Origin of the sequence: Streptomyces poriferorum (assembly GCF_019399235.1) — a bacterium.
Lineage (GTDB): Bacteria > Actinomycetota > Actinomycetes > Streptomycetales > Streptomycetaceae > Streptomyces > Streptomyces poriferorum.
This window is the reverse complement of record NZ_JAELVH010000028.1, coordinates 364-17,226: the sequence shown is the minus strand read 5'-3', so window position 1 is coordinate 17,226 and position 16,863 is coordinate 364. Positions and strand designations below refer to the sequence as shown.

The following is a 16,863-nucleotide window of genomic DNA, read 5'->3' as shown; positions in this document are numbered from 1 at the left end:
GAGGTGCTCGGTTATCGCGACCGCAGGTTTGCTGTCGCGCCTGACGCCCCGACGCGCCGTGCCACGAAGGACCGAGGAGCGCGGCCACCTCCGCAGAGAAGGAGGTGGCGGGGCGTGCGAAGTCGACCCGGTGACCCGGATCGCCAGAAGAAGTGTACGGGACCCGTCGGGTGCCGGGTGACGACGCTGTCCACAACCGGCCGGTAGTCCACAGATCCGCTCCATGATCCCCGCGGATCCCCGGGGCGGGGGACGGTGGGCGGCATGCGATTCACATCGGAACGTCGTTGTCAGCGGATCCGGAGCGGTCGTCTCCACCCTGCCGCGCACCGCGGTGTGCTGGACCGCCGGGGCGGGCGACGGGCCGGCGGCTCCGGATGGGCGGCCGGCACTTCCGGATGGCGGGCCGGCCGGGCGGTGGCGGCCGTCTCGGGGCTAGTGCTCTTGGGACTGCTCGCGATGGGGTGCGGCGGGCTGTACGCCCGGGCGGCGCAGCGGCCACCGCCCAGCGCGGCTGTGGCCGCGGGGCAGGTGATGGCTCCCGGTGCGGCGGACGGCCGGGCAGCCGTCCCGGCGGTTCCGGCCGGTGGGCGGAGCTGGCCGCTGGAGGGGAGACCTCCGGTCGTACGCGGGTGGGAGCCGCCGGCCACCGAGTACGGGCGCGGGCACCGCGGGGTGGACCTCGGCGCCGGACCCGGCGCGCGGGTGCTCGCGGCCGCGGCGGGCCGGGTGTCCTTCGCGGGTGGCGTGGCGGGGCGCGGAGTGGTCGTGATCGAACTTGCCGGGACGGGTGATCCGCCGCTGCGGACCACCTACGAGCCGGTACGCCCGCTGGTCGCGAAGGGCGACGAGGTCGCGGCGGGACAGGTGGTGGCGGTCATGTCGGCCGGGGCGTCCCACTGCGCTCCTGGCTGTCTGCACTGGGGCCTGCGGCGCGCGGAGGCGTATCTGGACCCGCTGTCGCTGCTGCCGCCGTCCCTGCTGCGGCGCGGGCCCTCGCGGCTGCTGCCGGTGTGGGGCGTACCCGCACCCGGTCCCACGTAGGCCCTGGCAACGGCGGAAAGCACCCTGGCCGGTCCTCGTGGCGTGGGCGGTCAGCCCTGGTCGTCGCGGATGCCGCGGACGCCGTTCAGGACCATCGCGACGGCGGTGTCCGCGATCACGGCGGGTTCCTCCGCCACACTCAGTTCGATACGCCGGACCGCCGCGTCCACGGAGCCCTGGAGCAGCATGGCCGCCAGCCGGGGCTCGTCGTGTCCGAGATCGCCGAGCGCCTCCACGATCATGGTGATCAGGCCACCGTGCGCCGCCCGGATCTTCTCGCGCGCACCCGCGTCCAGTTCACTCGCGGAGATCGCGACGACGGCCCGGTGGCGACGGTCCCCGACGAGGTCGAGCTGACGCCTGACGTACGCCTCGATCTTCTCCTCGGGCGTGCCCGCCCGCTCCATCGCGCTCTCGACCTCCGCCGCCCACACGGGGAAGTCGACGGCGCAGAGCTCTTCGACGACGGCTGCGCGGGACCGGAAGTACTCGTAGACGGAGGACCGTGCGAGGCCCGTGCGTTCGGCGAGGGCGGGGAAGGTCAACGCCTCCGTGCCACCCTCGGACAGCAGGGAGCGCGCTGCGTCCAGGAGGGCGCCGCGCTGCATGGTCCGGTGCTCGGCCACGGAGGCCGCTCGAATCCTGGGCACACGAACACTCTACGGCGGCCGGTGTCGGAGAGGGGGCGGGCGGCTCCGATCGTTGGCCGAAGCGCTCCTGCCGGGTCCTCCCGGGGGGCCGTTCACGCCTGCCGGGTCCGCCCGGGGTCCGGTTCACACCTGCCGGGTCCGCCCGGGGCCCGGTTCACACCTGCCGGGGCCCGTCGGGGTTCCGCCCGGCGCACGTTCGCCTCTGCCGGGGCCCGTCCAGGGCCTGTCCGGGGGCCTGTCCGGGCCGTATCAGCGGCCGGCGTCGGCCAGCTTCGCGCGCAGTTGCAGCACCGACTTGGTGTGGATCTGGCTGACCCGGCTCTCGGTGACGCCGAGGACGTTGCCGATCTCGGCGAGGGTGAGGCCCTCGTAGTAGTAGAGCGTCACGACCGTCTTCTCACGGTCCGGGAGGGTGTTGATCGCGCGGGCGAGAAGCCTTCTGAGCTCACGGTCCTCGGCCACTTCCACCGGATTGTCGGCAGCGGTGTCCTCCAGCGTGTCCATCAGGCTCAGCCGGTCGCCGCCCTCACCGCCCACATGGAGGAGCTCCTCCAGTGCGACGACGTTGGCGAGCGACAACTGGCTGAAAACCGCGTGCAGTTCCTCCAGCGCGATGCCCATCTCGGCGGCGACCTCCGCCTCCGAGGGCGTGCGTCTGAGCTGTGCCTCCAGGGTGGCGTAGGCGCGCTCCACGGCCCGCGCCTTCTGGCGCACGGAGCGCGGGATCCAGTCCAGCGCCCGCAGTTCGTCGATCATCGCGCCCCGGATGCGGGTGATCGCGTACGTCTCGAACTTGATCGCGCGCTCGATGTCGAACTTCTCGATCGCGTCGATCAGCCCGAAGACGCCCGAGGAGACGAAGTCCGCCTGCTCGACGTTGGACGGCAGGCCCACGCTCACCCGGCCGGCGACGTACTTCACCAGGGGTGAGTAGTGCAGGATCAGCTGTTCCCGCAACCGCCCGTCGCCCGTGGTCTTGTACGAGCGCCACAACTCGTCGAGCGAGGAGGGGGCGGGCGGGCGCACAGTGCCACGCGCAGCCGGTGGTACTACCGCGCGGTCAGACCCGGAGGTGTGCTGGGGCATGTGGTGCCTTGAGCCGTTCTGCCGTGAAGTGCTGGGGGACTTGCGTCTGGGCCGGAATCCTTGTGAGCGTAGCGTGACTGGAGTGTCGCGGTCCGCGCAGGATAAGGGATGGGTGCGGTGGGCTTCCCGGCGAACGGACACGGAGCAGGACGTGGCGGCGGACCCGGCCTCGCACCTGGGCGAGGACATGACGGGTGTCCGGGGCCGCCGCGTCACACGTCGGCCCCGGAGGCGCCGCCGAAGGATCCACCGAGGTCATCGGCATCACCTTTTCACCCGAATGCCCCAGGTCAAGAACCGCCTCGCCGCGCGTCGCCGTTGCATGTCGGCCGCTTCGTCAACCTCCATCCGTCGCCTTCGCGTTCGACGAACCCCAGTGAGTGCAGTTCGTACAGCTTCCCGAGCGCCTCGTCCTCACTCGTCGCCGCCGCACGCGCCACCTCCCGCCCGTTGACGGAGCCGTGGGGCGGCAGCGCGTCAAGCACCCTGCCGCAGACAGGATCGAGGTAGTCGCGGGGCAGCATCGGACCGTGCCTCGGCGGAGCCAGATCCCCGATGTCACCCACCATTTCCGCGACTTCCGCGGCATCCGTCACCAGCACGCCCTCGCCTCGCAGGAGTTCATGGACACCTGCCGACAGGCCGCTGGTGGCGGGACCCGGCACTCCCATGGTGTGGCGGCCGAGCCGTTGCGCGCACCGGGCCGTGACCAGGGAGCCGCTGCGGTACTCGGCCTCGACGACGACCGTGCCCCGCGTCAACGCGGCGATCACCCGGTTCCGAAGGATGAATCTGCTGCGGGTGGGGTGCTCGGCTGGTGGCAGTTCACCGAGGACGAGCCCCTGTTCGACGATGCGTCCGATCAGTTCGGCATGGCCCCGGGGGTAGGCGACGTCCACCCCGCAGGCCAGGACCGCCATGGTCGCGCCGCCGGCTGCCAAGGCGCCCCGGTGAGCCGCCCCGTCGACCCCGAAGGCCGCGCCCGAGACGACCACCCACCCCCGTTCCGCGAGGCCCGCGCCGAGGGCCGTCGCCATGTGGGCCCCGTACGGCGTGCAGGCCCTGGCCCCGACCACGGCGACCGAGCGCAGCGCCCAGAGCCGCAGATCGGGCCTCCCGCGCACCCAGAGTCCCGTCGGCCGGGCGTCGCCCAGGTCGTCCAGCTGGCTCGGCCACTCCCGGTCTCCGGGGCAGACGAAGCGCCCGCCGGCCGAGGCCGCCGCCGCCAGGTCCCGCTCGGGCTCGACGGTCCGGGCCCGCAGCCGGTAGCCGGCCAGCCGTCTCGCCGTCATCCCGTTCAGTTGCTCGGCCGAACCGTCCGGGGTAGTGATCCGCCGCATCAACTCCGTACCACCGCATTCCCGCAGCCAGCGCCCACCGCGCACGTCCCCCGGCTCCAGCACCCGGGTCAGCGCCGCCCGGGCCAGCCGCTCCCCGTCGCCCACCCCGTCGCGGGCACCCGTGCACCCGGGCATCCGCCGGTCATCGGCCGCCCGGCCTCGCGACTCTGCCCAGTTGCCCGCTCCCCCGGCGGGGTCCGGGCCGTTCCCTGTCCCCTGCCCGCTCATGACGCCCTCGCGCCCATCGGAGCCCCGCGCGGAATCCCGGTGCGCAACTCCAGGGCCACCCCGATGTCCGAGGCGTCCGGGCGGTCGGCTCCGCGCAGATCCGCGACGGTCCACGCCACCCGCAGCACCCGGTCGAGACCGCGCGCCGTGAGCATGCCCCGCTCCATGTCCCGCTCGGCCGCCATCAGCGCGCCCGGTGCCGCGGCCAGCCGGGTCCGCAGCTCATGCCCCGGCACCTCACTGTTCGTGGTCCAGGGGGTGCCGGCCAGCCGCTCCGCGGTCCGCGCCCGGGCCCTGAGCACCCGGGCGGCGACCGTCTCCGTCGACTCGCCCCGGCCGCCGCGGCCCATCAGGTCCTCGCGCCTGACAGGGTCGACGGTCACGCGCAGGTCCACCCGGTCGAGCAGCGGCCCGGAGAGCCTGGCCTGGTACCGGCGGACCGCCGAGGGCGGGCATTCGCACCCGGCCCCGCTCAGGGTGTGCCGCCCGCACGGGCAGGGGTTCGCGGCGAGCATCATCAGGAACCGGGCCGGCAGCCGCACCACACCGGCGCTGCGGGCCACCACCACATGCCCGGACTCCAGCGGCTGGCGCAGCGCGTCCAGCGCCTTCACCGAGAACTCCGGCGCCTCGTCGAGAAAGAGAATCCCGCGATGCGCCAGCGAGACCGCGCCGGGCCTCGGCAGCCCGTTGCCCCCGCCGACCAGCGACTGCATGGTCGCCGAGTGGTGCGGGGCGCAGTAGGGCGGGCGGGAGACGAGCGGTTCGCCCGGCGGCAGGATGCCGGCCACCGAATGCACCGCGGTCACCTCAAGGGATTCCTGCCTGGTCAGCGGCGGCAGGATGGCGGGCAGCCGCTCGGCCAGCATGGTCTTGCCCGCACCCGGCGGCCCTGACAGCAGAAGGTGGTGTCCGCCCGCCGCGGCGACCTCCAGGGCCATGCGCGGCCGCTCCTGGCCCGCGACGTCCGCCAGGTCCGGCCGGCTGCCCTCGCCCTGCGCCGAGCCCCGGGCGATCCCCGTTCCCATACCGGCACCCGGCACCATCAGACCGGCCAGCATCGTGTCGGGCCGGCCCTCGTCGTGGGCCGCCGTCTCCTCGGGCACGGGCTCGTCGCAGAGCACGGCGATCAGCTGCCGCAGGCTCCGGACCCCGAGCACGGAGACCCCGGGGACCAGGGCGGCCTCGCCCGCGGTCTGCTCGGGCACGACCACCTGGCGGTACCCGGCCTCCGCCGCGGCCAGGACGGCGGGCAGCACCCCGCGCACGGGCCGCACCCTGCCGTCCAGCCCCAGTTCCCCGATCATCACCACGTCGGCGATCGACGCGGGGTCGATCCGCTCGGCGGCACCGAGCACCGCGCACGCGACGGCGAGATCGAATCCCGACCCTCCCTTGGGTACCGAGGCCGGCGACAGTCCCACCGTGAGCTTCTTCTGCGGCCACTCCGCCCCGGAGTTGGCCACGGCCGCCCTGACCCGGTCCCGGCTCTCCACCAGGCTCTTGTCCGGCAGCCCCACCAGGGTGAACGCGGCAACCCCGGCCTCCAGGTCCGCCTGGACCTCCACCACCACGCCCTCGACACCGACGAGGGCGACCGAGCAGGCTCGCGCGAACGCCATCAGGCCACCCCCCGCGCATGCTCGGCCAGGGGCGCACCGCGCCTTGGCAGCACCACACCGACCAGGTCGATCCGCACCCCGCCGGGCGGCGGGCCGCCGTGCCGGGCCAGCCAGATCCCGGCCAGCCGCCGCAGCCGTTCCGCCTTGACCGGTGTGACCGCGGCCATCGGGTGCTCGAAGGCCCCCGCCCTGCGGGTCTTCACCTCGCAGATGACGAGCGCGTCACCGTCCTTCGCGACGATGTCGATCTCACCGGCGCGACAGCGCCAGTTCCGTTCCAGTACGGACATGCCGGCATCGGCCAGCAGCCGTGCCGCCACGTCCTCGCCGTACCGCCCGAGTGCCCCCCGTGCGTTCATATCGGCACCACCTCCGGCACCGACTCTGACGCGTCCGCCCCCAACTAGTGGATCTTGGTGGACAACTCGGCCGTTGTGGAGAACTCAGCCACCCGGAAGCTCGAGATCGCTCTTGTTGAGCTCCTCGATGTTGACGTCCTTGAACGTCAGGACCCGTACCTGCTTGACGAAACGTGCGGGCCGGTACATGTCCCAGACCCAGGCATCCGCCATGGACACCTCGAAGAACACCTCGCCCTGGACCGAGTGCACCTGCATCTCGTAGTCGTTGGTGAGGTAGAAGCGCCGTTCGGTCTCGATCACATATTTGAACAGACCGACGACATCGCGGTACTCCCGGTAGAGCTTCAGCTCCATCTCGGTCTCGTACTTCTCGAGGTCCTCGGCGCTCATTGGCATGTTCCCCTTCAGCCGTGCGTTCCCCCATTGTGCGCCAGGGCCCGGTACCCCCGGTCGCTCAGGCGATTTCGGGGGCGAGAACCAGCGGCGTACGCGGAGGACCCTCGTCGAGCAGCGTGCGCAGCAGCTCGGCGAGTCTGGTCGGGTACACCGTCTCACGCGCCGCCGACAGTTCGGCGGAGGTCCACCACCTCAGACCCGCGACACTGCGGCGTTCCAGCCCGGTCTGCCCGCTGGTGTCCGTCGCGGTCTGCGTCGTGCGGGCCAGGAAATACCACTCGTCCTGCTCCCAGCGCCTTCCGTCGAACGGGAAGGAGCACATCCGCTGCCAGAGCAGCGGGCCCAGCTCGACGTCCGTGATCCCGGTTTCCTCGGCCAGCTCGCGCAGGGCGGCCTGCTCGCGGGTCTCGTCGCCTTCGAGGCCGCCGCCGGGGGTGAACCACCAGGTGCTCCCCGGGTCCTCCGGTTCGAACCCGTGCATCAGCAGAATGCGGTCCTCCGGATCGAGCAGCACCAGACGGGCGACCTTGCGCGCCTCAGCGGGCACCTGCGGTCACCGTCTCCCGCTTGTTCCGCTTCGACCGGGCGGACCGCGCCGCGACCGGCCCGTACACGGCACCTCCGAGGATGAGCACCACGCCCCCGGCCATGGCTCCGAGCTGAAGCTTCAGAGGCCCCTGGGCGGACACTCCGCCGGGCAGGGCGGCAAAGGCCTGCGGCCGTCCGATCATGCCGCCCAGCGGCCAGGCGACGGCATCCACCCGGGCCTGCACGGCGCTGCGCGGCACCGCACCGTGGTCGCCCTCCTCAAGGTGGACCCGGGAATCCAGCGAGGACCTGCGGTCGTCACCCAGGAGGAAGAGCTTGCCCTTCGGCACCTCGGCCGTGAAGTCGTTTCCCGAGGCGGGTTCACCGGCCTGAAGATACGGTTCCGCGACGGGTATGCCGTTGACCGTGAGCCGGCCGTCCTTCTCACAGCAGGCGATCCTGTCGCCGCCGATCCCGACGACCCGCTTCACCATCGGCATGTCACCCCACGCCGCGTCGGTGAACACCACCACGTCACCCCGGCGCACCTCGCCTCCGTCCACCCGCTGCGCGAGGACCCGGTCTCCGGCGTTCACCGTCGGGGTCATCGACTCGGTCGGCACCGTGTACGGCCGGTACACCACGGCCGCCCAGGCGAAGCCACCGAGGAAGAGCACACAGCCGACGGCCACGGCCAGCCCCGACAGTTTGCTGCCGAGCCGGCCGCGGCCGTCTCCCGTACGTCCTGTTGCACTCATCGCAGCGTCCCCCATCGGAGATCGACAATCGCTGATCCGAGTCGGCACCCTACCCGGCGGTACGCCCGCGGGTCAGCCTCCAGGGGCGCCACAGTACGAGAGGCAGCGCACCCGCGAGGCCGAGCGCCCCGGGGGCCAGGCCCGCCGCCGCGCCGATCCCCGACTGGCCGAAGGTGTCCGGGACCGACAGCACCGCCCAGCGGTCGACCGGCCACGCCACCACCACGGCCCGCCCCACCACGTCGTCGACGGGGACGAAGCCCTTGGTCACGTCATCGGTGTGATAGCGCGAGTCCGAGGAGTCCTGCCGGTGGTCGCCCATGACCCAGATCTTTCCCTCGGGCACGGTGAACGGACCGAACGGCTTGTCGTCGCACGCCGAATCCCCCGGGAAGATGTACGGCTCGTCGAGTGCCTTCCCGTTGACCTCGACCGGGCCGCCCTTCGCGCACTCCACGGTGTCGCCGCCCACCGCGATCGTCCGCTTGATCAGGTCCTTCTCCTCGGCCGACGGCATCAGGCCGATGAAGCTCAGGAAGTCCTGCACCACGTTCGACTCGGGTGTGGGCTCCCCGGCCAGCCAAGCGGCCGGGTCGTGGAAGACGACCACCTCGCCGCGCTCGGGCTCCGAGCCGAACCACGGCGTCAGCTTGTCCACCAGCACCCGGTCGCCGCGCTGCAGGGTGTCCTGCATCGAGTCCGACGGAATCGAGAACGCCTGCACCAGGAAGGTCTTGATCAGCAAAGCGAGAACCAGCGCGACGACGATCAACAGCGGCAGCTCCTTCCAGAAGGGCCGCTGTTTCCGCGTCTTCCCGCCACCGTCGTCCGTCGCGGTCGTGTCCGCGGGAGCGTCCGGGCCCAGTGGCCCGTCCAGCGTGCCGGGGACGGTATCGGCGGGCTGACCGGGCCCGTCAGACGACTCCGCGGGCTCCTCATGTCCAGGTCGTGCACCGGCAGCCATGTCCGTCACGTTCCTACCTCACTCTGCGGCCTTCGCCTGCTCCAGGACCTGTTCGTACAGGCCCACTGCTTCGGACAACGAACGGGAGTTCCGCAGCCACGTCGTCACCCGGCCGTCCCGCCGACCGCTTCGGGGGAGCCCCGGGCCGCCCACGAAATGGACCGCCCTCCGGTTGCTCATCGAGCAACCGGAGGGCGGTCCGTCCGTGCCACATCTCAGCGGGGTGTCTCAGCTCGCCTGTGCGGTGAACCGACACGAGTCAGCCGGTCACGACGAGCTGCCGTGCACCTCTGCCGCCCGGAATCGCGCATCGGCCCGTCGACGCCGCCAGAACACGAACGGCACAGCTCCGGCGATGCCGATCGCACCGGGCGCCACGGACATCGCGGCGTTCAGACCCGGCTGGTCGAAGGTCTTCGGGATGGGCAGAGTCGCCCAGCGGTTCACCGGCCACGCGATGACGACGGCCCGGCCGACCACCTCGTCGGTGGAGACGGTGCCGCCGCCCGGCAGCTCCTGGTGGTAGCGCGAGTCGAGGGAGTTCTGGCGGTGGTCGCCCATCACCCAGATGCGGCCCTTGGGGATCTTGATCGGCCCGAACGGCTCGTCGTTGCAGGGAGTGTTGCCCTCGAAGATGAACGACTTGTCGTCCAGCGCCTTGCCGTTGACCGTGACCGGGCCGTTCTTCTTGCACTCCACCGTGTCGCCGCCGATCGCGATGACGCGCTTGATCAGGTCCTTCTCCTCAGCCGAGGGCATCAGGCCGATGAAGCTCAGGAACTTCTGCACCACGTTCGGGTCGGGTGCCGCGGTGTCCTCCAGCCAGCCGCCCGGGTCGTGGAAGACGACCACCTCGCCGCGCTCGGGCTCCGAGCCGAACCACGGCGTCAGCTTGTCCACCAGCACCCGGTCGCCCCGCTGCAGCGTGTTCTGCATCGAGTCCGACGGGATCGAGAACGCCTGCACCAGGAAGGTCTTGATCAGCAGCGCGAGGATGAGCGCGATGCCGATGAGAAGGGGCAGTTCCTTCCAGAAGGAGCGGGGCTTCTTCTGCGCCGTGCTGCCGCTGCCCGGGGAGCTGCCGTCACTCTCCGCCGGGTCCGCCGTCGCCCCGGCGGACTCGGCGTTCTCCGGATTGCCCGGCCGGTCCTCGGGCTCGTCGTGTCCGGATCGTGCGCCGACCGCCAAATCCCCCACATCCACTCCTTATTCCGTGCCGCCGCCTGCGCCCTAGCCGGTGCAGGCCCACCACTCCCATAACGAGCGGGAGTTCCGCAGGGGTCGGGAGCCGGATCAATCCGTTGGGATCCGGGGACACACTATTCGACGGCCGGGTGGCAGCAGCCGTCCCGGCGCGCGCGTCCGGAACCGAGGAGAACGCCGAACGTTCCTCCAGCTGGCGCCAGTGCCCCAGGGGCCAGGCGATCACCACGGCACGGCCCACCACGGCATCCTCGGAAACCGTGCCGTGACCCGTCTTGTCCAAGTGGAAACGCGAATCAGCGGAATTGGAGCGATGGTCACCCATCACGAAGATTCTCCCCGCTGGAACCTTTACCTCGAATTTGATCGTGGAGGGCGAATCGCCGGGGTAGATATAGGGCTCGTCGACCGCCACCCCGTTCACGATGAGCCTGCCGTCCTGCTCGCAGCACTTCACCGTGTCGCCGCCCACGGCGACCACCCGCTTGATCAGGTCCTGCTCGTCGTCGGAGGGCAGCAGACCGATGAAGGTCAGCATTTCCTTCACCTGCTTGATGACGACCGGGGACTCCTTGGACGCCTCCACCGGGTTCGGCGGCGGCCAGTCGGAGGGGTTCTTGAACACGACGACGTCGCCGCGCTCCGGCTTCGACCCGAACCAGGGCGTCAGCTTGTCCACGAGGACCCGGTCACCGATCCGGATGGTCTGTTCCATCGACCCCGACGGGATCACGAAGGCCTGCACCAGAAACGTCTTGAGGACCAGGGCGATCAGCAGGGCCACGGTGATGAGGAGCGGGATCTCCTTCACCGCCGACCGGCGCCGCTTCCGCTTCACCTTGCGGGCGAGCTTGCGCCGCTCCGCGCGGGTGGGCAGCGAGCGCGCGGCCGTCGGCCGGGTGCCGGTGGGCAGCGGGATCTCGGGATCCGCTGCGCCGTGCGTCCGCCCGCGGTTACCCATGCGCCGGACCGGGAGCGGGTGTGCCGTCGAACGCCGCGGTGCCGGGAACGGCCCCCAGCCTGCCCAGCGGCCAGCCGAGCCAGTCGGCCCTGCCGATCACCTTGTCGACGGGCACCATGCCGCCGCCCGGTTCGCCCAGGTGGTCGCGGGAGTCGCGGGAATTGCTCCGGTGGTCGCCCATCATCCAGAGCGTGCCGTCGGGCACGACGATGTCGAAGGGCGCCCGGGACGGTGCGTCCCCCGCGAACAGGTAGCCCTCGTTCACCGGCCGGCCGTTCACCTCGACCCGCCCGCGTCTGTCGCAGCAGACCACCCGGTCACCCCCCACGCCCACCACCCGTTTCACGAAGTCGGTCTCGGCGGGCTCCGCGAGCCCCAGGGAAGCCGCCGCGCCGTGCAGCAGCCCGGTCACAGGGTTCTCCGACGGCGTCTCCTGGACGAAGGATCCGGTGCCGTCAAAGACCACCACGTCACCGCGCTGGGGTACGGAGCCGAAACGGTACGCCAATTTGTTGACCAGCACCCGGTCCCCGATCTGCAGGGTGGACTCCATCGAGCCACTGGGGATCAGGAAGGGCTGTACCACGAAGGTGCTGAAGAGCAGCACGCCGACCGAACAGACGGCCCCGAGCGCGAGGGTGCGCCGCCACGACACCGTGGCGGCGAAACGGTTCGTGATACGCGAGAAGCGCGACCCCTCCTCCGGACCCGTAGTGGGTGCGGAGGAGCGGTCGCGCTCCAGGTGCTCTGCTTCCGTGTCCATCGGGGCCAGAGCTTATCCGGCCGTCCTGTGGACCAGGGAGTCAGCTCAGCGGTCGCGCTTCTCCTTGATCTTCGCGGCCTTGCCGCGCAGCTCACGGAGGAAGTACAGCTTGGCGCGACGCACGTCACCGCGGGTGATGAGCTCGATCTTCTCGAAGATCGGGCTGTGCACCGGGAAGGTGCGCTCGACGCCGACCTGGAAGGAGACCTTGCGGACCGTGAAGGTCTCGCTGATGCCCGCGCCCTGGCGGCGGATGACAATGCCCTTGAACTGCTGGATACGGGAGCGGTTGCCCTCGATCACGCGGACGTGGACGTTGACCGTGTCGCCGGGGCGGAACGCGGGGACGTCGGTACGCAGCGAAGCGGCGTTGACGTCATCGAGCAGGGAAGCCATGGTGTCTGCTTTCTTCGCCGATGCCACAGGTCATCGACGGGAGAGTGGTGAGTTCGGGGTGCTGATCGCGTCGGACGGGCGTCTTTCCCCCTGTGGCAGGGGCGCACGCGGACGTACAGCAGCGGCCTATTCTTCCACGGCCTGGGGCCTGCGCCAAAATCGGCCGCCGGGCTCCGGTGACCAGCCGAGGATGGAGAGCATCTCGCGGTCCTTCTTGTCGAAGGCGCTCGCCTCGCAACGCTCGATCAGATCGGGCCGGTTGAGTGCGGTACGACGGAAGGCCTCGTCCCGGCGCCAGCGCGCGATCCGTCCGTGGTGGCCGCTGAGCAGCACGTCCGGGATCCCCCGGCCACGCCACTCGGGCGGCTTGGTGTAGACGGGACCCTCCAGCAGGTTCGCCATCGCGCCCGGGGCGAAGGAGTCGTCCCGGTGGGACTCTGCGTTGCCGAGGACGCCGGGCAGCAGCCGGGCCACCGCCTCCGTGATGACCAGCACCGCGGCCTCGCCGCCGGCCAGCACGTAGTCGCCGATGGACACCTCGACGACCGGCATCCGGGTGGCGTACTCCTCCGTCACCCGCCGGTCGATGCCCTCGTAGCGAGCCGGGGTGAAGATCAGCCAGGGCCGCTCGGACAGCTCGACGGCGAGCTCCTGGGTGAACGGCCGGCCGCTCGGTGTGGGGACCACGAGCACCGGGGAGTGCGCCCCGGACTCGTACCCGTCCGCCAGCGCCTCGTCCAGCGCGTCACCCCAGGGCTCGGTCTTCATGACCATGCCGGGGCCGCCGCCGTAGGGGGTGTCGTCGACCGTGTTGTGGCGGTCGTACGTCCACTCCCGCAGATCGTGCACCTGCACGTCGAGGCGTCCGCGGGCGCGGGCCTTGCCGACGAGCGAGACGTTCAGCGGTTCCAGGTACTCGGGGAAGATCGTGACGACGTCGAGGCGCATCAGACGTCTTTCCCGGCGTCGCCGGAACCGGCCTGCGAGGACCCGTCCTCGGCGGACTCCGCTTCCTCGTCGCGCGTCGACACCACGACCGCCTGGCTCTCGTCGATCAGCCCGGGCGGCGGCGTGATCACCGCGCGCTGCTCCTCCAGGTCGATCTCGGCGACGATCTCCTCGACGAACGGGATCATGACCTCGGTGCCGTCGGGACGCTCCACGATGAAGAGGTCCTGGGACGGCAGGTGCGTGATCTCGGTGATCCGGCCGATCTCGGTGCCGTCGGCGAGGACGACGTCGAGGTCCATCAGCTGATGGTCGTAGAACTCCTCGGGGTCCTCCGGAAGGTCCGCCGGGTCGACCTCGGCGATCAGCAGCGTGTTGCGCAGCGCCTCGGCGGCCGTACGGTCCCGTACGCCCTCGAAACGCAGCAGCAGCCTGCCGCTGTGCACCCGGCCGGTCTCGATCGTCAGCGGCCCCGTGGAGGCCGGTTCGGTGGCCAGTACGGCGCCGGGCCCGAGCCGGAGCTCCGGCTCGTCCGTGCGCACCTCGACGGTGACCTCGCCCTTGATGCCGTGGGCGCGACCGATCCGCGCGACTACCAACTGCACCTTGTGTATCTCCTGTCGTACGACGACGGGCCGGGGTGGGCGCATGGCCCTCCCCGGCCCGTGCCGGTGTTCAACTCTGTCAGCGAACCTGGTCCACATCGACGAGGTCGACGCGGATACCACGGCCGCCGATGGCGCCCACGACGGTACGCAGCGCGCGTGCGGTGCGGCCGTTGCGGCCGATCACCTTTCCGAGGTCATCGGGATGGACCCGAACCTCGAGCACACGACCACGACGCAGGGTGCGCGAGGCGACCTGCACGTCGTCGGGGTTGTCGACGATGCCTTTCACGAGGTGCTCGAGAGCCTCCTCGAGCATGCTCAGGCCTCGGTCGACTCGGCGGGCGCGGCAGCGTCAGCAGCCTCGTCCGCCTTCTTGTCGGCCTTCTTCGCCTTCTGCGTGATGGCCTCGCCCTTGGACTCCTCGCCGGCGTCCTTGGTGAGGGCCTCGAACAGGGCGCGCTTGTCAGCCTTGGGCTCCGGCTGCAGCAGCGGCGCGGGGGCCGGGAGGCCCTTGTGCGCCTGCCAGTCACCGGTGAGCTTCAGGATGGCGAGAACCGGCTCGGTCGGCTGGGCGCCGACGGAGAGCCAGTACTGCGCGCGCTCTGCGTTGACCTCGATGCGCGAGGGGTTCTGCACCGGGTGGTACAGGCCGATCTCCTCGATGGCCCGGCCATCACGGCGGGTACGGGAGTCGGCGACGACGATGCGGTAGTGAGGCGAACGGATCTTGCCCAGACGCTTCAGCTTGATCTTGACTGCCACGGAAGTGGTGTCTCCTGGTCTATGACGTGGTTGGGCACAACGAAGATGCCACGTGGGGTTGCGGTACTCGGAGTGCCCGATGGACGCGTCAGCCGGAGGAGAGAGGGGTCCTATGCGACTGTCGAGTACAGCTAGCCATTGTGCCACACCCCGCCGCCTCACCCCACCGCGACCACTGCCTCCGGGATCCGGAACGGCTTTCCGCAGCCACCGCAGACGATCGGGGCCTGCGCGAGGACCGACGGGACGACGCGCACGTTGCGACCGCAGTCGCAGACGGCCTTGACCCGGACGCCTCCTCCGGAGGAGCCGTGCCGGGCCGCGGGCCCGCGGAAGGAGCGCTTGGTGTCGGCGGCGGTGGCCACGGTGTGCGCCTTGAGGGCGCGCTGCAGCCGTTCCATCGTCGGCCGGTACCGGCGCTTGGCTTCGGGATTGAGCGTGACCAGCGAGAAGCCACTGCTGGGGTGGGGTTCCTCGGCGTGATCGAGGCCCAGCTCCTCGGCGATCGCGAGGAATCGACGGTTGTGGTATCGGCCGGCGCGCGAGGTGTCACGGACACCTCGGGCGGCGGCAATGCCGTGGACTGCCTCATGGAGCAGTCGCTCGAAGGAGAGCTCGGCGCCGCAGGCGGACGAGGACTCTCCGATCAGGGACTCGGGCGCGGCAAGATCGGGCAGCTCGGGGTGGTACCGCTGAATATCGGCCCACGCCTGTGCCAGCTCTGCGGCAAGTACAGGTGGTGTCGTGCTCACGTCGTGACCAACGAGCGCGGGGCCCTCGGTGTTCCGATTCCGGGCCATCCCAAATATTTTGCACGTACCAGTCAGTTGCCGTTCATGCGTCCTGACGAGGGCGGGTGCGCTGATCTGCGGAGAAGACGCACAGCTCACACCAAGGTGGTACGTAGCGCCGGGTACGCCCCGGCGCGTAGACGGCGCGTACGCCCGCCCGCCGATGCGCGGGCGCCGGGCCCGGACACCGACAGTACCCGCGGCACACCGCCCTCCCCGTACCCGTCCCCGGAGCAGCGCCGCAGATGCCGGCCGGCCCGGACCCGAGCGCTCGACGTGCCCGCCCCCGCGTGCCGGGTGAGACTGGACCGCAGCACGGGAAAGCGGAAACGCTGGGGCACCCCTGTCCACGGGCGCCCCGGCTCCGGGCGCATCGCATCCGGCCACCGCGGGCAACCATTGCCCGTAGACCCCTGGACGCGGCGGCGGATGCGCAGTTCTCTGGCATACGGGGGAAGCGCGGGCGTACGACCACGGGGAGATCGTCCATACAGGCTCGACCGATCGGTACGGCCGACCGGTCTGACCGGCTCTCGGCGGATTGGGGCGCATTCCATGACACCAACGCTCGTCCGGCACCACACGCAGGCGGAGCCGTCCGCGTCCGTGGACACCGGTTCCCGTGCCCGCGACTGGGCCGAGATCCAGGAGCGGATGCTCGCGCCGCTCTACGAGGCGGTGTACACGCGGCTCGAGGTGGGGCCCGCCACGCGCATGCTCTCGCTCGGCTGCGGATCCGGGCTCGCGCTGCTGATCGCGGCCGGCCGCGGGGCCCACGTCACCGGCGTCGATCCCGACCTCGAACGTCTGTCGCTCGCCCGGATCCGGCTGCTGCCCGGTCCGGAGGAGGAGAGCGGGCCCGGTCCCGCCGAACCGCAGCTCCTGGAGTCCGTTGCGCCCCCGGCTCCCGGCCGGGAGCCCTACAACCTGATCACCGCCTTCACCCCGATCGGCTGCTCCCCCGACGACGGGGAGGAGCTGGTGCGGACGCTCGGCGCCGCGGTGCCCTCGGCCGGCCGGCACAGCACGGTCGTCCTGACCGGCTGGGGGCCGCCCGAGCGGTGCGCCACCGATGCCGTGCTGCGGGTGGCGACCCGGCTCGCGGAGGGCCCGGGCGCGGCGAGGGCCGCCGGCGGGCGGGGGGCGCGGCGGGACGACCTGGAGAACGTGGCGTTCCGGTCCGGCCTGAGGCCGGACGGATCGGGGCGGGTGGCGTGCCCGTTCGGCTACGCGGACGTGGACAGCGCGGTACGGGGCCTGCTGTCGACGCGCCTCTTCGACGCCGCGGTACGGGCGACGGACCGGTCCCAGGTGGAGAAGGAGGTCGCGGAGGCCCTGCATCCGCATCTGCGCCGGGACGGCACGGTGTGGATGCCGAACGTGTTCCGCTACCTCGTCTGCACCACGTAGGACGTCACAGCACCTCGCAGGACGGCGGGCGGCCGCTTCGTCG

The 16,863-nt window shown here is 71.2% G+C and carries 20 protein-coding genes; 2 read left to right on the top strand and 18 right to left on the bottom strand.

The genetic code is table 11. From position 1 onward, the window contains the following. Positions 1 to 438 precede the first annotated feature (438 nt). Positions 439 to 1,044 carry a peptidoglycan DD-metalloendopeptidase family protein gene (locus tag JGS39_RS08030; protein ID WP_372456133.1) on the top strand — a complete coding sequence of 202 codons (606 nt, stop codon included), beginning with the start codon at positions 439 to 441 and terminating at the stop codon, positions 1,042 to 1,044. A gap of 50 nt (positions 1,045 to 1,094) precedes the next feature. Here the strand turns inward: JGS39_RS08030 and JGS39_RS08025 are convergent, their stop codons facing one another. The 18 genes from JGS39_RS08025 to JGS39_RS07940 all read right to left on the bottom strand — a co-directional run bounded on the left by JGS39_RS08025 (position 1,095) and on the right by JGS39_RS07940 (position 15,371). Then, positions 1,095 to 1,670 (bottom strand): TetR/AcrR family transcriptional regulator, encoded by a 576-nt coding sequence (locus tag JGS39_RS08025; protein ID WP_219568091.1) that lies wholly within the window; start codon positions 1,668 to 1,670, stop codon positions 1,095 to 1,097. Between the two features lie 273 nt (positions 1,671 to 1,943). Next, positions 1,944 to 2,780: an RNA polymerase sigma factor WhiG gene (whiG, locus tag JGS39_RS08020; RefSeq protein ID WP_219568054.1), complete on the bottom strand. Its 837-nt coding sequence runs from the start codon at positions 2,778 to 2,780 to the stop codon at positions 1,944 to 1,946. Positions 2,781 to 3,070: 290 nt separating this feature from the next. Then, complete coding sequence (gene dprA, locus JGS39_RS08015) at positions 3,071 to 4,255, bottom strand: DNA-processing protein DprA (RefSeq protein ID WP_236063231.1); 1,185 nt, start codon at positions 4,253 to 4,255, stop codon at positions 3,071 to 3,073. 89 nt (positions 4,256 to 4,344) lie between these two features. After that, positions 4,345 to 5,970 (bottom strand): YifB family Mg chelatase-like AAA ATPase, encoded by a 1,626-nt coding sequence (locus JGS39_RS08010; RefSeq protein WP_219568052.1) that lies wholly within the window; start codon positions 5,968 to 5,970, stop codon positions 4,345 to 4,347. After that, the gene (locus JGS39_RS08005; protein ID WP_219568051.1) at positions 5,970 to 6,329 is read right to left on the bottom strand and encodes a YraN family protein; all 360 of its coding nucleotides are present in this window, start codon (positions 6,327 to 6,329) and stop codon (positions 5,970 to 5,972) included. Before JGS39_RS08005 ends, JGS39_RS08010 begins: the two co-directional genes overlap by 1 nt. An 84-nt stretch (positions 6,330 to 6,413) precedes the next feature. Further along, positions 6,414 to 6,722, bottom strand: a complete 309-nt coding sequence (locus JGS39_RS08000; protein ID WP_003965949.1) for a DUF2469 domain-containing protein — start codon at positions 6,720 to 6,722, stop codon at positions 6,414 to 6,416. A gap of 64 nt (positions 6,723 to 6,786) precedes the next feature. Next, complete coding sequence (locus JGS39_RS07995; RefSeq protein ID WP_219568050.1) at positions 6,787 to 7,275, bottom strand: NUDIX hydrolase; 489 nt, start codon at positions 7,273 to 7,275, stop codon at positions 6,787 to 6,789. Beyond that, positions 7,265 to 8,014, bottom strand: a complete 750-nt coding sequence (lepB, locus tag JGS39_RS07990) for a signal peptidase I (protein ID WP_219568049.1) — start codon at positions 8,012 to 8,014, stop codon at positions 7,265 to 7,267. The genes JGS39_RS07995 and lepB (JGS39_RS07990) overlap by 11 nt, the downstream gene beginning before the upstream one ends. Positions 8,015 to 8,063: 49 nt before the next feature. Continuing rightward, positions 8,064 to 8,978: a signal peptidase I gene (lepB, locus tag JGS39_RS07985; protein ID WP_219568048.1), complete on the bottom strand. Its 915-nt coding sequence runs from the start codon at positions 8,976 to 8,978 to the stop codon at positions 8,064 to 8,066. A 267-nt stretch (positions 8,979 to 9,245) separates the two neighbouring features. Continuing rightward, a complete protein-coding gene (gene lepB / locus JGS39_RS07980) occupies positions 9,246 to 10,166 on the bottom strand; it encodes a signal peptidase I (protein ID WP_219568090.1) in 921 nt (306 codons plus the stop codon). Beyond that, a complete protein-coding gene (gene lepB, locus JGS39_RS07975; protein WP_219568047.1) occupies positions 10,063 to 11,142 on the bottom strand; it encodes a signal peptidase I in 1,080 nt (359 codons plus the stop codon). The genes lepB (JGS39_RS07980) and lepB (JGS39_RS07975) overlap by 104 nt, the downstream gene beginning before the upstream one ends. After that, positions 11,135 to 11,905 (bottom strand): signal peptidase I, encoded by a 771-nt coding sequence (gene lepB, locus JGS39_RS07970; protein WP_219568046.1) that lies wholly within the window; start codon positions 11,903 to 11,905, stop codon positions 11,135 to 11,137. Before lepB (JGS39_RS07970) ends, lepB (JGS39_RS07975) begins: the two co-directional genes overlap by 8 nt. Positions 11,906 to 11,950: 45 nt before the next feature. After that, positions 11,951 to 12,301, bottom strand: coding sequence for a 50S ribosomal protein L19 (gene rplS, locus JGS39_RS07965; protein WP_136329605.1), 351 nt, complete (start codon positions 12,299 to 12,301; stop codon positions 11,951 to 11,953). Positions 12,302 to 12,427: 126 nt separating this feature from the next. After that, a complete protein-coding gene (gene trmD, locus JGS39_RS07960) occupies positions 12,428 to 13,249 on the bottom strand; it encodes a tRNA (guanosine(37)-N1)-methyltransferase TrmD (RefSeq protein ID WP_148021158.1) in 822 nt (273 codons plus the stop codon). After that, positions 13,249 to 13,854, bottom strand: coding sequence for a ribosome maturation factor RimM (gene rimM / locus JGS39_RS07955; protein WP_219568045.1), 606 nt, complete (start codon positions 13,852 to 13,854; stop codon positions 13,249 to 13,251). The genes trmD and rimM overlap by 1 nt, the downstream gene beginning before the upstream one ends. A 79-nt stretch (positions 13,855 to 13,933) precedes the next feature. Continuing rightward, positions 13,934 to 14,173 carry an RNA-binding protein gene (locus JGS39_RS07950; RefSeq protein ID WP_003980229.1) on the bottom strand — a complete coding sequence of 80 codons (240 nt, stop codon included), beginning with the start codon at positions 14,171 to 14,173 and terminating at the stop codon, positions 13,934 to 13,936. A gap of 2 nt (positions 14,174 to 14,175) precedes the next feature. Next, positions 14,176 to 14,619: a 30S ribosomal protein S16 gene (gene rpsP / locus JGS39_RS07945; RefSeq protein WP_148021156.1), complete on the bottom strand. Its 444-nt coding sequence runs from the start codon at positions 14,617 to 14,619 to the stop codon at positions 14,176 to 14,178. Positions 14,620 to 14,777: 158 nt separating this feature from the next. After that, positions 14,778 to 15,371 carry a hypothetical protein gene (locus JGS39_RS07940; protein ID WP_073739095.1) on the bottom strand — a complete coding sequence of 198 codons (594 nt, stop codon included), beginning with the start codon at positions 15,369 to 15,371 and terminating at the stop codon, positions 14,778 to 14,780. Positions 15,372 to 15,965: 594 nt separating this feature from the next. On the opposite strand from JGS39_RS07940, the gene JGS39_RS07935 reads away from it, so the two are divergent. Continuing rightward, a complete protein-coding gene (locus tag JGS39_RS07935; RefSeq protein WP_219568044.1) occupies positions 15,966 to 16,820 on the top strand; it encodes a class I SAM-dependent methyltransferase in 855 nt (284 codons plus the stop codon). Positions 16,821 to 16,863: the final 43 nt, after the last annotated feature.